Genomic DNA, 14002 nt, shown 5'->3' on the forward strand with positions numbered 1-14002 from the left:
ACTTATAAACCGGTGGCAAGTGATTTTGCTCCCCTTTCTTTGACCAGTTGCTTTCTTACTGCCAGGTCTCTGTATACCTCTACTGGAGATAGGGCAGCATTCGCTTGAAGTCTGGCTTCTGCAATTAATGGCCTTAAATCTGTTCGAAAGGCATTTTGCAAGATTTCCTGGGCCAGTACAGCATCATTTGCTTCCCTGGCATTTTCCAAGGCTACCCTGTCCACACATAATGCTTGCGCATAGGCCATTTGGATGGCTTCTACTGATTGAAGCAAGTCTTCCATTGGGTCTTTCAGGTTGTGACTGGCATCTATCATCCAGGCAGGAGGAGGGTTTTTGGAATTCTTGTCTTCCATGCCTTCTACCAATTCGTTAAATATCAGGAACAACTGGTAAGGTTTCATGGCGCCTGCAGTCAGGTCATCATCTCCAAATTTGGAATCATTGAAGTGAAATCCGCCCAGTTTGCCTTGCATCATTAAGGTCGCTACTATTTGCTCAATATTCGTATTGGGCAGGTGGTGACCTAAATCTACCAAGGTAAAGGCCCTGTCGCCTAGTTGGGAAGCCAATAAATGAGAGGTTCCCCAATCCTGAATTACCGTATGGTAAAAGTTAGGCTCATAGGGTTTGTACTCTACAAACATTTTCCAGTCTGAAGGTAGTCCCTGATAAATGGCTTTAAGAGAGTCCAAAGTATTTTGGAGCGCTTTCCGGAAATTCATTTGTCCAGGAAAAGAAGATCCATCTGCTAGCCATACCGTTAAAGCTTTGGATCCTAGTTGGTCTCCATATTTGATCACTTCCAGGTTATGGTCAACAGCTTGTTGTCTTACTTTGGCATCTGTGTGACACAAGGAACCAAATTTATAAGAAAGCTCCTGATCAGGTTGATCCTGGAAAGTATTTGAATTGACTGCGTCGAACAGTAAATTGTGCGAAGCTGCATGGGCTTTGACCGCTTCAATATCACCAGGTATGTCCCAGGGGATATGAAGAGAGATAGCACCAGATCCAGCATTCAATGCGTGAATGAGGCCTACATCATCAATTTTTTCTTCAAGCGATCTGGGTTCACCTCCTCCGGGGAATCTGCCAAATCGTGTTCCTCCTGTCCCGAGGGCCCAGCTAGGAATGGCGATTTGAAAATCCTGGATCTTTTGAATGAGTTGATCAGGATCCAGCCCTTTGGTGGTTAATTTATTGCTTAGATACTCAAAACTCTCCCGGTGATCCGGGAGAGCTCTGTTATTGATAGTATTGATTTGATTTTTATCAATTCTCATGGTAATGCATTATCTGACAAAGGCAGCAGCAACTCCTCCATCAACGTTTAAAATATTTCCGGTACTCTTGCTCAAATGACCACCAACAAAAGCAAAAACGCCATTGGCAATGTCATCTACGGATATAATTTCATTCATTATCGTACGCTTTGCGTAAAATGATGGTAGCTCTTCTACAGTGATACCGTAAGCCTTGGCTCTGCCTTTGGCCCATTCGCCTTCCCATATTTTACTGCCTTCAATCACTGCATCAGGATTGACTACATTCACACGGATCTTGTCAGGTCCTAGCTCAGCAGCAAGCAATCTACTCATGTGTACCTGAGCTGCTTTAGCAGTACCATAGCCTACGTTATTTGGTCCTGAAACCAAGGCGTTTTTACTGGCGATATTGACGATGTCTCCTCCTTTGGCCTGAGCTCTTAATATTGCCACAGCTGCCTTAGATACCGCAAATTGTCCTTTTACCAATACAGATTGAAGAATGTCCCAATCTTTTTCAGTGGTTTGTGCGATAGGTTTAGAGATGGCAAGACCTGCACAGTTTACAATGATGTCAACGCCACCAAATTTAAGACAAGCTGCTTTTAGCGCTACTTCTATGTCTTCCATTTTGGTAACATCCATTAAGGCTCCTGAGCCTGTGTCTTTGCCATAAGTAGCAAGAGCAGTGTCAAGGTTGTCTTTGTTGATGTCTGTGATGAATACACAGGCACCTTCTTGCGCCATTTTATCAGCAATTGCTTTACCAATTCCACCAGCTCCTCCTGTTACAAAGGCTACTTTTCTGGAAAGTGGTTGTTCTTTAGGCATTCTTTGAAGCTTCGCTTCTTCCAATAACCAATACTCAATGTCAAAAGCTTCCTGTAAAGGCAAGGACACATAAGAAGAAACGGCTTCCGCACCTTTCATCACATTGATGGCATTGGTGTAAAATTCGCTAGCGACTCTTGCTGTCTGTTTGTTCTTAGCGTAAGAGAACATACCTACACCAGGCCATAAAATAACCACTGGATTAGAATCCCTTATGCCAGGACTGTTGTCACGTTTGTGGTCATTGTAATACTTGGCGTAATATTGTCTGTATTCTTCAAATTCTTTTTCGAGATAGGCTTTTATCTCTGTCATGTCCGAAAGATCCGTGTCAGCAGCTATCTCTAATACTAGAGGTCTGATTTTGGTTCTTAAGAAGTGATCAGGACAGCTTGTTCCAAGAGGAGCAAGTTTTTCAAGGTCATTGCTATTGATAAATTCCAACACACGTTCGTCATCGGAAAAATGGCCAACCATACGGTTAAATCCTGAGGCAAGACCTCTTAAATGAGGGGCAATGATAGAAGCTTGTTCTTTTCTTTCCTCAGCTGGTAAAGAAGTAACTTTCTGGCCACCAAATACCGGACGGCTTTTGCCATAGTTGTCTTCTAAATATTGAGAAGCCTTGTCGATCACCTGAAGGCTATTGATATAGCATTCGTAAGCAGTATCTCCCCAAGTGAAAAGACCATGTCCTCCGAGCATAATGCCTCGAATTCCAGGATTGGCTTTAAGTGCTTTGTCTAGTTGTAGTGCCAAGTCGAAACCTGGTCTTTGCCACGGAACCCAGGCAATTTGACCTCCGAATAATTCGTTGGTGATCTTTTCTCCATCCTTAGCTGCTGCAATGGCAATAGCGGAATCAGGGTGAAGGTGATCGATGTGCTTGAAAGGCAAAACAGCATGTAAAGGAGTATCTATAGAAGGGGCTTTGGAATCCAAGTCATAGATGCAATGGTTGAACAAGGCCACCATTTCATCTTCAAATTCCAAACCTCTGTATACATTTTTAAGAGCAAGTAACTTGTCCATGTACAATCCAGCAAGTCCGCTTCTTTTCAATGTTCCGATGTCTCCACCTGAACCCTTGATCCACATTATTTCAGTATCCTCTTTTGTAAGTGGATCTTTTTCAATGGTTTTACAGCTAGTGTTTCCACCGCCATAATTGGTGATTCTTAGATCTGCTCCCAAAATGTTAGAGCGATAAAGCAATAGTGCTACCTGATCGTCTCCTAAAGCTTTCGCTTTTTCATCATCCCATAGATAATCTACGTGCTTAAAAGTGTCTTTTGTAATTGCCATATTGTTATTTAATAAATTTTAATTCTAAGTAATATTTAGCGAATATACTTCATTCAATGAAATTAACTGTCCTGTTCTATGCTGTTTGGACTACAATCCATCTGGAATTGAATCGGGAATAAGTCTAAAAACTATGTTTTCCTACCTAAAAAACAATTGATTCTGATAATCTTGTGTTAAAATCAGACAATAATAAGAAATTATTGTTTTTGTTAATCATTAATTAACCCGAATTCTAATGCGTTGAAAAAATAACGGTAAGTAGCTGTGGTAATTGCATCCAAACCAAACTTTGCCTTTCGGTTGAAAGTAAATCGTCTTTGTCTCTCCATTATTGCTGTCAATTGCCCCCTTCCCTAATTTCCTTCTTTTAAGAGGTTTTGTAAAGGCTCATTTTATTCGTTAATTCTGGAGGCACTATTGATTCATACAAGCCTATTTAAACAATAGGCTTGCCCGATTTGTCTAATGCTGTTTTCCAACTGCCCTTAATGGATCCCTTTATGCTTAATTTTTACTTTTGTTTGAGCATCTTGAATCATTTCTTGGTTTGCACTGATAGCCATTTCTACTCTTCTATTTTGTGCCCGCCCTTCAGATGTGCTATTGTCATATCTTGGAGCGCTTTGTCCAAATGCTTCAATATTAAATCGCGAAAAGGACACACCCTTATCGCTTAAATATTGTGCGACTGAATCGGCTCTTTTCAAGGATAGCTGTTGATTATACTCTTCTCTTCCTGTATTGTCTGTGTGGCCTTGAATAGAAATATTTGTGTCAGGGAATTCCGTTAGAATTTTGGCAACACCGTCTAGATTTTCCTTTGAAGTAGCGGTTAAATCTGATTTGTTAGTTGCAAAGTTTACACCACTATTTTCACCAAAAATCACATGGATTCCTTCACCTACGCGCTCTACTTCTGCTCCTGGGATTGCCTCTTCTATTTTCCGGGCTTGCTTGTCCATTACATTTCCAATAATTCCTCCACTAGCACCACCAATTGCAGCCCCAATGAGCGCTCCTTTAAGATTTCCCTGAATTAGCCCACCAGCAATTGCACCTGCAGCTACACCAATACCGGCTCCTCTTTGTGTGCTATTTGTGTTTTTTACTGCATTGCAGTTAAATAAAAGCAAAGCAAAAGCTATTGCTATAGTCGATCTCATTTTACCTTTCATGTCTTTAGTTTTGTATTTGTTGTTAGATTAAAGTACTACGTTGTCTGAGATCTTGGACATACTCATTTCGACAGTAAAAGGTTTCCCTTGGTACTCTACCTCCAATTCAATTTTCATATTAGTTTCACTTAAACTTTTAACTTTCATTCGATAGCCAGCATTCATAGGATCAAGAGACTTATTTTTGTCGTCAGTATATTTGAACTGAATGTAGCGTTGCGTATCTGAATCAAAGAAGGACCATCTAATGCGAGCTGTTGTTGATTCACAATTTGATGAATTTGATGCTATAGTGAACTTCCCGGTATAGTTGTTAGGAATAAACATCCATGTACTATTTTTAAAACAATAAGAGTCTGCGAAGTCGAACATGAATGCTTTGTAAGTACCTTCTGCACCAAAAAATTCCAATTGATCAACTTGCCATTCACCTTTTAATGCTTTCTTTCCCGCAATACCGTTAAAGTCCTTTGTTGCTCCACAGCCTACAAGTATTAAAATTAGACCAAGCGTGATAAGTTTTTTCATAATAGCTATTATTTATTCAATACTAAACCCAGAATTTTTCAAATTTAAGTCGAAATATGCAATAGGCAATCTATTTTATGAGGTAATCCCTCCAAACCATGAAGCTAATTGGCTAACTAAAGGAACTTATCAATGTCTTAGAATTGGGGATTAAAAAAGGTTGTTTTATTGCGCAAATCAACCATAGTGACCCGATCACTACTGTACTTAATGATGCGTGAAAAAATTCAGGGGTAGATTTATGTTTTCAGACTAGCCTGAGTTGCTCCTAAATTAAAAATAATCGTTCTTTTAAGGCTTAGAATACTTTTATTTCTATGTCCATTTTATATTATTTTAAGCTTTTTTATTTCCATTTAATACTACAACCCATACTTGGTTTTTGGTCTATAGTCACTTTTTCTCCAGCCAATAAAGCATCCAATGCATTGGATAAGTCTTTTCCCGTTGGTCGGCCCATACCTGGTCTGGTTTCATCAAAACGACCTCTGTAGGCACATTCTAAATTACCATCGAATACAAAAAAATCTGGTGTACAAACAGCATTGTAGGCTTTGGCTACTTCTTGTGTGGCATCATATAAATACGGAAAAGTATAGCCTTCCATTTTTGCTATTTTTGACATGTATTTAGGCCCATCTTCAGGACTGTAATCAATATCATTACTGCTTATAGCAATAAATTGAATGCCTTTAGCTTGGTAAATATTTGCGATTTCTACCAATTTTGAATTTATGTGATGCACAAATGGACAGTGATTACAAATAAAAATAACCACTGTTGCGGTATCCGATTTTACTTCGGACAGGGTTACTGTATTGCCAGATATGGTGTCGGGTAAAGTGAAATCAGGTGCTTTTGATCCCAATTCCATCATATTTGAATAGGTTAAAGACATACTATATTTTTTATAGTTTCAAATGTAAGTTTAGTATTTTACCATTACAATAACGGTCAAAAAGGATAGTTTAATCTGAGACAGGAATGAGAGCTACTATTAAGCAGCCTAATCGATTTAAAATCAGTCGCTTCTGTGCTATTTCTGAATTGCTATAATGATACTGTAACTGTGCCTTCAAAAATTGATTGTTTGGTGAGTTTTAACCTAAGACTGGATTGGCTTGGAATTGATTTTTTTGTGGCCTTGTGAACCCATCTTGGGGGTTGTTGAGGTAGAAAATGGAGGGTCTACTTGGAGAAGAATAGGAAGGTAACTATGATATACGGTCTGCCTTCCTAGAGGAATTTGGAGAGCCTTTAAGGTTCGAGGTTAGTTTTATTGATGGCTTTCTGCTAATGCTACCAAAACTTTAATTGCTTTCTCGGAGTCTTTTTTGTCTACGAAAATATGATCGTGATAATATCCGGCAATTACATTACAGCTTATGTCATTTTTTGCCAATTCCGTAGAAAAAATAGCTGTCAAACCTACCGCATCAAGAGAGGAGTGAATCATAAGTGTGATCCAGGAAGCAATGTATTCATAGCTCAAATTTAGCTCATCTGCTTTGGCTTTTTCAATAACGATGGTGGTGCCTTCCTTTTCTTTGAATTCACAGATGGTATGTCTTCGGTCAACATTACTAAGGTCTTTGACCGTTGAAAAGACATATTCCCCTTGGTTCAGCTTTGGCGTCATGCCTTTTATTAATTGAGATAAATTTGTTTCTCCTCCCATTTAATTCTTTTTTTAGTAAGTCAGATAAAGGATGCGATTAATTATTATATGCGCTAAACTATGAAATTCTGTCTGTAGTTTTTATAACGCTAAAATAGTTTTATAAACCTGATCAGATTGATTTAGAGCGGGGCAAAGAAATGCAGGGAGGGTATAAGCATAAAAGAATGATACTTAAGTTCATTTCAGTGGAGGATTGAAATGTAGTGTAAATTCCTGATTTCCGGTGAAATGTGTGTGAGACGTCCCCCGTCAGATAAATCTGGCGGGGTTGTCTACAGGATAGGCAATGGGTTCACTTGATTGCGACTATAGCACTTGATGGGCCAGCTAAGGGCATCACTTTCGTTTCGCTAAACCCTACTTCTTTTGCCCATTGGTTAAAGTCTGACGCTGTAAAATCAAAACCTTTATCTGTCTCGATTGCCATGTTTAATGACATCAATAAACCGAAAGCATTCTTACTTCTTTCATCATCAATAATATTTTCAACAACAATGAATGCTCCTCCCTCAGGTAAGGAATTATAGGCTTTTTTTATTAGCATTAATTTATCTATAGAACCCCAGTCATGAAGAATATTGCCCATTGTGATGACATCTGCTTGGGGTAATTCATCTGTAAAAAAATCTCCTGATTTCACCTCTATTCTGTCAGTTAATCCTATACTGTCCACATTTTCTTGTGCAATAGGGCCTACCGGTGGGAGATCAAAAGTAATGCACTTCATATGGCTGTTATTATTTGCAATCTGTATGGATAAATTAGCGCCTGAGCCACCCACATCACAAAGTGTATTGTATTTAGAAAAATCAAAATCATGGGCAAGTTTTATAAAACTTCCTGCTTGAGCACCTCCCATGCCATTTATAAATTCTCGAAGCCTATCTTGATTGGCGTATATCGCTTCAAATACGGGCGCACCACCATTTTTTGTCTCGTTTTGGGGCTTTCCTGTTTTTAGTCCCTCCTCTAAATCATTCCAAAAAGGATAGAGCCTATTGTTTGACATTTCTAATATACCCCCTATATAGCTTGGTTTATTTTTGTCTAAAAATAAATCAGAGTCCTCGGAATTACTGTAGGATCCACTATCTTTAATTCCAGTCCGATTTAAAAATCCTAATGCGACTAAAGCATCAAGAAAATCGAATAAAGATCTGGGATTAAGGCCTAACTTATTTCGAATTTCTTCACCTGATAAGGCACCAAAGGCTAGATGTGTAAACAGCCCCATGTTTACAGCTGTAAGCAAAGTTTTTGATGCCCAAAAACCCATTCCAATTTGCATAATTTTAGAAGGGTCGATTTGATTTTCATTGGTTATGTCCATGATGGGTTTATTTAAGTATATAATTTAATTTTTACTAACAACAGGTTTCCTATTGTTATAAGTAGACATTGTATTGACTAATAAAGGTTGTTCTTATGATAATGTAGGGTGTTGGTATGCTTGTATAGTTATCTAATATCTAATATAACGAATTAATAATCAGGGAGAAAGGCTGTATTGTTTTTCTTTTGTTCCCAACTACTCCTAACTGGAGCAGTCCTATTTGGGAAAAGCCTGTTCCAACTTGTGGAAAACTGAATAGGGTGGCCTGGCAGGTTTGGAGAGAGGGCTTAGGGTAGAGAGGTTTCCAACATCTTTCTATTTTCCAAGCCTTAATAAAGGTGATCCACTCCCATTACTCTTTCAATGTTTATTGGAGTGGACCCTGAGCCTGTCGAAGGGGGGGATATTCAAATTAGGTTGTTTCAATAAATAAAATATGTGTAGTAATTATGGTTTTTTTATATATTCCAATAGTATTAAATCCATCATTAGGAATTATGTAAAGGAACGAGTTCGGAATAGTTTTATAAATTTACAGAGGGATTTCAACAGTAAAAAACTGATTTCGATCTCTCAGAAATGGCAGCATTCGGATAATTAACAATATCTAGCAAATAACACTGTCCATTCACAGAGATATTTGACGTGAGGGAATGAGAAGGAAGAGGTGGGGTTGACTCAAAGCCTTTTCTATTAGTAATATTACTTTAATAAGGTTTGAGAAGAAAAAGATAACATTTCATGCTTCCTTATTACCTTAAAACATAAGGTACAATCCAGAGCGATGGGGTTGTGTCTGAAAAAAAATGACCTAAAATGCCTGATTACTACAAAACCTGTTCTGTCTGAAATGTGTAAAAAGGTGTAGTGATATTTCGATAAGCCCTAACTAATTGATTATTTTGTTTGATGTTTATCGATTTCTAATATCCAATTAGCTATGATCATCGAAACTTTTTCACCCGATTGGCTATACAAGTGATTACCATCTGTGTAATTATATAAATCATTTTGAGGGGTCATGTCCAAATAACCGTCAGATAAATCTATCGCCTCACTTATAGTTAAATCAAAATCTGGCATTAACTCCTTTTCAATTTCCATTATATTTTTATGGATAGGTAACCTAACAACGTATACACTTCCATATTCTTTTAAATAGGTAATGGTCTTTTTTAAATATTCAAGGCGAACTGAAGAAAATTTTGTTTTTGGTAAATAGCCATTTCTATAGGTCTTTACTTTTTGTGAAACCCTTCTTTTCACTGTTGCACTATCCATTTTGATATTGTATACTTCTAACCAGCCATCCTTATGTAAATACATATTGGATTTAATATTTATAAAAATATTTGAATATTTCCCAGGTAGATTGTCAAATAAGTAGAAAAAATTTGGATTAGAATCTACAACATGCGTTTTGTTTAAACATAGCTGATTCTCCCTGAATTGTCCTAAATCATTTGGTGATTCACACCAACTTGAAATACTCCATGGGTCCACAGTAACAATAAATAAACCCCCATCTTTTTTGTTGTGTTTCCGCTTTATACTTTCGTAATAAACTTTACCAAAAGGACTATGAGCAATAGTAAATGCAAAATTATTTATATCCCTGTTAAGCAATTGTTGGAAAATTTGGGGTTGCAAGCCTTGGGCTGCACGTGAAGTCCCTATTATTAAACTTTGCTGTTTTGGGGTGGTGAAACGGATGTAAAATGGGTCAGTCCACCCATTTGCTCCAGACAGCGATAGCATTATTGCAACGAGTGCAAAAATGCTAATAATGGATAGTTGTAAAATAAATCTTTTCATTCGATCTTCTAAAATTGGAAGTAAATAAAATCTTGTTGGTTTCCACTAAAAAGGAATATAACTACTGCAAGCAAACAGTAAAAAGACCATCGAAGATATTTTTCCCATGTAAATCCAAGTTTTGCAATTGCAAATTGTTGGTCTCTCCCCAACCATTCGATTATAACGAATACACTTGTTAGAATAATGGTGACTAGGGCACTTCTTCTTTCTGTAATCATCGGGATTTCGAAGAGGGAAATAGACATGATTTCGGAAATATAGTTGAAAGCGTGACCCAAATTTTCTGCTCTAAAGAATATCCATGCAAAAACAGTTAAGCCAAATGTGAACAACATGGATAAAAGGTCTCTATGGCTTGGAAGTAATTTGCCTTTAGCAACTATTTCTAAATTGTTACGGTTGTTGTTTGTTAATATAAGGGGTAAGAAATAAATGGCATTTAAAGCACCCCAAACAATAAAAGTCCAGTTAGCACCGTGCCAAAAACCGCTGACAATGAAAATAATGAAAGTGTTTCTCACTTTCATCCATGTGCCACCACGGCTACCACCTAATGGGATATAAAGGTAATCTCGAAACCAAGTTGAAAGTGAGATATGCCAACGTCTCCAAAATTCCGCAATATCTCTAGAGAAGTAAGGGAAGTTAAAATTTCGCATTAGATCAAAGCCAAAAAGGCGGGATGTACCTATAGCAATGTCTGAATACCCTGAAAAGTCACCGTATATCTGAAAAGTGAAAAATAATGCGCCTAAAACAAGCGTGCTACCATTTAAGTCGCCAGAATTATTAAAAATGAGGTTTGCAAATTTTGCACAGTTGTCTGCAATGACTATTTTTTTAAATAAGCCCCAAAGAATTTGACGTATTCCATCCACTGCTTTTGAATAATCAAAAGTCCTTTTTCTATGAAATTGGGGAAGTAAATGGGTAGCTCTCTCAATTGGGCCGGCAACTAATTGAGGGAAAAAACTAACAAATGCAGAAAAGGCTAAAAAGTCTTTGGTTGGTTCAAGTTTCCGTTTGTAAACATCTATTGTATAGCTCAAAGTTTGAAAGGTATAAAAACTAATTCCAACAGGTAAAATTATGTTCAAAGAATTTGTTTGTATTTCTGTCCCAAAAAATGAAAATGCAGCACTAAAATTTTCTAAGAAGAAATTATAGTATTTAAAGAAACCTAGAAAGCCTAAATTTACCAAAATACTTATCCATAAAAGTACTTTTCGTTTCGTTTGATCTTTTTCATTCCCCAATTTTAATCCAACTGAATAATCTATAATTGTGCTGAACAAGATCATTGATAAAAATTTCCAGTCCCACCAACCATAAAAAAAATAGCTCGCTACAACTATTAAAAAATTTTGAAGTTTTAAGTTTTTATCTGTTACAAACCAATAGAGTATAAAAACTATTGGCAAGAATATTGCAAAATCAATTGAATTAAAAAGCATTCTTCCTTTTTATACTTTGTGTGGGCCCGTCATGGACATTTGGCGTCGAAGATACCAAATAAATTCTTTTCTGGGAAAAACCAGCATTCATATAGAAATTAACTGTTAAAAACTTTAAGTTTAGATGAGGAGAAGCATGAACAATGCTCAATTTTGAGGTGAAGTGGCGAAAAGGCTGAATCTCACGGCCGTTTACTCGGCTATCACTGGTTATTTATCTTTTGATTCGGTAACCTTGATTTTGTATTTTAACAAATGAGGCCATTTATCTTTATTTTCATAATTCATTGAGATACCCCAATTAATTCCTTTTGCATGCTTTAAGGCATCTTTGAAATCACCTTGCCTATAAGAACCAGGTGCCTTTGGATAGTCATTCCCAAATGAAGCAACTTTGTTAAAGGTCAATCCATCCAGTGCAAATTGGAGTGTTTTCCCTTCAGGCCCATTTTCAGAAATTAAAGCCATAACCCCTTTTTTATAAGGCCAAACCATAACTTCATGTCCACTTGTTATAATCGGATTGTTCTTGTACTTAGAATAAGGGCCCTCAGGTCTTTCAGCTATTGCAACCCCCATTTTGGTGCTTCCTGGTCCCTTTTCACCATGTTTTCTACTCCTGCCTTTATAATACATCAAGTATTGATTGTCTCTGTAAACAATACATGCATCATCAATCCTATAGCTGTCAAAATCATCAGACATAGAACTAATCTCTAGTATAGGTTTTGGAGAAAGACGAACAAATGGACCATCAGGTGAATCAGCTACGGTAAGTCCAATTGCTGTAATGTCTATTTCTGAATTATTTTCAAATTTCCTATCCGGATTTCCGGGAGTAGGTTTCACGCCGGTATAAAAAAGATAATATTTGTCAGATGCCTTAAGAATATTTGGCGTAAACACACTGTACTCATCCCAATTATCTATTTCCCCTCTGCCAATTGCTTCTCCTTTTTCTTCCCATATTTCGCCATCTTTTGAAACTGCATACCAGATGGAGGCATCATAACCACTATACTGCTTGTCTGTTTTTGTATACCACAAGTAATAGCTACCATCAACCAAAATAACATCGGATGGGTCTCTTCGGCATATCCCATTTTCGGGTTCTAAACCTTCAAGAATAGAATAACTGAACGATACCTCATCAATTTTTATGTTATTTTTTGAAGCACAACCAATTAAAAGGAATACAATTATTAATATATGGATGCTATTTTTCATTGGATTTTATTTAGTGCTAGGGCTCGATTCTTTATCACCTTCATGAAACTTCACCTTAGATATTATTTCAATTACTTCAACCGTTTCAGCTATTTTTGAATGAGTCGTGAAGCCAAAATTAAAAATTTTGATTTTCACATTATTAAACAGTCCATCAAAATGTTTTGAAACCCTTTGGTCCCTACAGGCTTTATTTAACAGATTAACAGCAACCTTTTCTGTCCACTTTTTTCTTGTGGGGCACGATGAATACAAGGGGGGACTTTACTATTAGGGTTATCTGTGGCCAGTCTGCATAAATGCCCCAGGCCTAAGCTTATTGGTTGTGCATTGGTTTTAGCCAGATAGTGGAGGTCAAAGAACTGTTCACTCAAAAAGGATTCAAAATAATCCTCTGCGCCATCGTGTAATTTTTTAAGTTCATCCCGTATTTCAGGAACAAGCACTTTTTGTTCGGCTTGTGAATTGGGCAATATTTCACTTGACTCCCCATAGTAAGTGCATAAAAAAGTGTCGACAGGTATAGGCGCGCGATCTACATGAAAAGAATAAACATCTGTGGGAAAAAACGGGTAGCTATCATCCCTTTCATAGGACTGAATCACATTAAGTGTAGGAGAGGCACCATGTGCTTTCAAGACCTTCAAATCATGTAAAAGAATTTCACGCGCAAGCTGCCCTTGTTCACTCAACTGAAGTTCAAGAAGCTCATCAGGATGCAGTTCGGCCATGTTTTCATTTAGCGCTACCTGATTAACAATCTCATAAAAATCACCTATAAGCTTACGTGTCCAACAAATCGCATTGCTATTTCCATGAAAAGGCGTGGAAAGAAAGTCTTGAAAATTAGTGACGTATTGAATTTGCTGCTCAGCGGTAGATAAATTGATCATAATAGGTAGTAAAAGACTAAATCTTGATTCTTTGAAAAAAGTAGTATCACCTTCCAAATTTCGGGAATTTATTTTTCAAATTAGCTCCTTCTTCATTTCATTTGGCTCAAGTAAGACTAATTCTCAAAACACTTTCAATAATTCATTGAAGAGCTTGTATCCTGAGCCTGTCGAAGGTGAGTTGTTGAATATTCCGATCTCTTTTGGTGTCAAGTCATAAACTCGCTACAAAAAGCAGTCGGTTGCTGCATCTTGTTCAGTATTCCCATTCTTCGAGTAGGCCCGCAGTGTTGGTGGTATGGAAATTAGCATATTCTTTTGCTCCCCAAACAACTTATTACTTCCTTCTTGCGAGCAATGTAGTTTTTTCTGAAAGATGAGACCAGTAAGAACTGTAACTCCAATCTCGTAAATCTTTTGAAAATCTGTGTTTTACGGGATTTTGGTGAATGTAATTAATGACCGAGGTAAGGTAACTATCTGATT

General features: G+C 37.3%; 11 protein-coding genes. All 11 read right to left on the reverse strand.

All coding sequences use genetic code 11. From position 1 onward, the window contains the following. Window positions 1–2: 2 nt before the first annotated feature. The 11 genes from ADICYQ_RS20845 to ADICYQ_RS20895 all read right to left on the reverse strand — a co-directional run bounded on the left by ADICYQ_RS20845 (window position 3) and on the right by ADICYQ_RS20895 (window position 13516). Window positions 3–1286, reverse strand: a complete 1284-nt coding sequence (locus tag ADICYQ_RS20845; protein WP_020890032.1) for a sugar isomerase — start codon at window positions 1284–1286, stop codon at window positions 3–5. A gap of 9 nt (window positions 1287–1295) precedes the next feature. Beyond that, complete coding sequence (locus ADICYQ_RS20850) at window positions 1296–3404, reverse strand: bifunctional rhamnulose-1-phosphate aldolase/short-chain dehydrogenase (protein WP_020890033.1); 2109 nt, start codon at window positions 3402–3404, stop codon at window positions 1296–1298. Between the two features lie 488 nt (window positions 3405–3892). Next, entirely contained in the window at window positions 3893–4582 is a 690-nt protein-coding gene (locus ADICYQ_RS20855; RefSeq protein ID WP_081652408.1) for a YiaD family glycine zipper/OmpA-like lipoprotein, read from the reverse strand. A 27-nt stretch (window positions 4583–4609) separates the two neighbouring features. Beyond that, the gene (locus ADICYQ_RS20860) at window positions 4610–5110 is read right to left on the reverse strand and encodes a lipocalin family protein (protein ID WP_040417332.1); all 501 of its coding nucleotides are present in this window, start codon (window positions 5108–5110) and stop codon (window positions 4610–4612) included. A gap of 346 nt (window positions 5111–5456) precedes the next feature. Then, the gene (locus ADICYQ_RS20865) at window positions 5457–6008 is read right to left on the reverse strand and encodes a thioredoxin family protein (protein WP_040417335.1); all 552 of its coding nucleotides are present in this window, start codon (window positions 6006–6008) and stop codon (window positions 5457–5459) included. 378 nt (window positions 6009–6386) lie between these two features. Further along, window positions 6387–6788, reverse strand: coding sequence for an ACT domain-containing protein (locus ADICYQ_RS20870; RefSeq protein ID WP_020890038.1), 402 nt, complete (start codon window positions 6786–6788; stop codon window positions 6387–6389). A gap of 295 nt (window positions 6789–7083) precedes the next feature. Then, window positions 7084–8121 (reverse strand): methyltransferase, encoded by a 1038-nt coding sequence (locus tag ADICYQ_RS20875; RefSeq protein WP_020890039.1) that lies wholly within the window; start codon window positions 8119–8121, stop codon window positions 7084–7086. 900 nt (window positions 8122–9021) lie between these two features. After that, window positions 9022–9939, reverse strand: coding sequence for a hypothetical protein (locus tag ADICYQ_RS20880; protein WP_020890040.1), 918 nt, complete (start codon window positions 9937–9939; stop codon window positions 9022–9024). Between the two features lie 8 nt (window positions 9940–9947). Then, the gene (locus ADICYQ_RS20885) at window positions 9948–11396 is read right to left on the reverse strand and encodes an MBOAT family O-acyltransferase (RefSeq protein WP_020890041.1); all 1449 of its coding nucleotides are present in this window, start codon (window positions 11394–11396) and stop codon (window positions 9948–9950) included. 210 nt (window positions 11397–11606) lie between these two features. Next, window positions 11607–12623, reverse strand: a complete 1017-nt coding sequence (locus ADICYQ_RS20890) for a family 43 glycosylhydrolase (protein ID WP_020890042.1) — start codon at window positions 12621–12623, stop codon at window positions 11607–11609. A gap of 194 nt (window positions 12624–12817) precedes the next feature. Next, window positions 12818–13516 (reverse strand): hypothetical protein, encoded by a 699-nt coding sequence (locus ADICYQ_RS20895; protein ID WP_040417338.1) that lies wholly within the window; start codon window positions 13514–13516, stop codon window positions 12818–12820. Window positions 13517–14002: the final 486 nt, after the last annotated feature.

The organism is Cyclobacterium qasimii M12-11B (assembly GCF_000427295.1).
GTDB classification, from domain to species: domain Bacteria; phylum Bacteroidota; class Bacteroidia; order Cytophagales; family Cyclobacteriaceae; genus Cyclobacterium; species Cyclobacterium qasimii.

What these genes read in the sequence shown, in the direction of transcription:
- ADICYQ_RS20845 (WP_020890032.1), bottom strand. Translation starts at nt 1,286, where the DNA reads ATGAGAATTGATAAAAATCAAATCAATACTATCAATAACAGAGCTCTC.
- ADICYQ_RS20850 (WP_020890033.1), bottom strand. Translation starts at nt 3,404, where the DNA reads ATGGCAATTACAAAAGACACTTTTAAGCACGTAGATTATCTATGGGAT.
- ADICYQ_RS20855 (WP_081652408.1), bottom strand. Translation starts at nt 4,582, where the DNA reads ATGAAAGGTAAAATGAGATCGACTATAGCAATAGCTTTTGCTTTGCTT.
- ADICYQ_RS20860 (WP_040417332.1), bottom strand. Translation starts at nt 5,110, where the DNA reads ATGAAAAAACTTATCACGCTTGGTCTAATTTTAATACTTGTAGGCTGT.
- ADICYQ_RS20865 (WP_040417335.1), bottom strand. Translation starts at nt 6,008, where the DNA reads ATGTCTTTAACCTATTCAAATATGATGGAATTGGGATCAAAAGCACCT.
- ADICYQ_RS20870 (WP_020890038.1), bottom strand. Translation starts at nt 6,788, where the DNA reads ATGGGAGGAGAAACAAATTTATCTCAATTAATAAAAGGCATGACGCCA.
- ADICYQ_RS20875 (WP_020890039.1), bottom strand. Translation starts at nt 8,121, where the DNA reads ATGGACATAACCAATGAAAATCAAATCGACCCTTCTAAAATTATGCAA.
- ADICYQ_RS20880 (WP_020890040.1), bottom strand. Translation starts at nt 9,939, where the DNA reads ATGAAAAGATTTATTTTACAACTATCCATTATTAGCATTTTTGCACTC.
- ADICYQ_RS20885 (WP_020890041.1), bottom strand. Translation starts at nt 11,396, where the DNA reads ATGCTTTTTAATTCAATTGATTTTGCAATATTCTTGCCAATAGTTTTT.
- ADICYQ_RS20890 (WP_020890042.1), bottom strand. Translation starts at nt 12,623, where the DNA reads ATGAAAAATAGCATCCATATATTAATAATTGTATTCCTTTTAATTGGT.
- ADICYQ_RS20895 (WP_040417338.1), bottom strand. Translation starts at nt 13,516, where the DNA reads ATGATCAATTTATCTACCGCTGAGCAGCAAATTCAATACGTCACTAAT.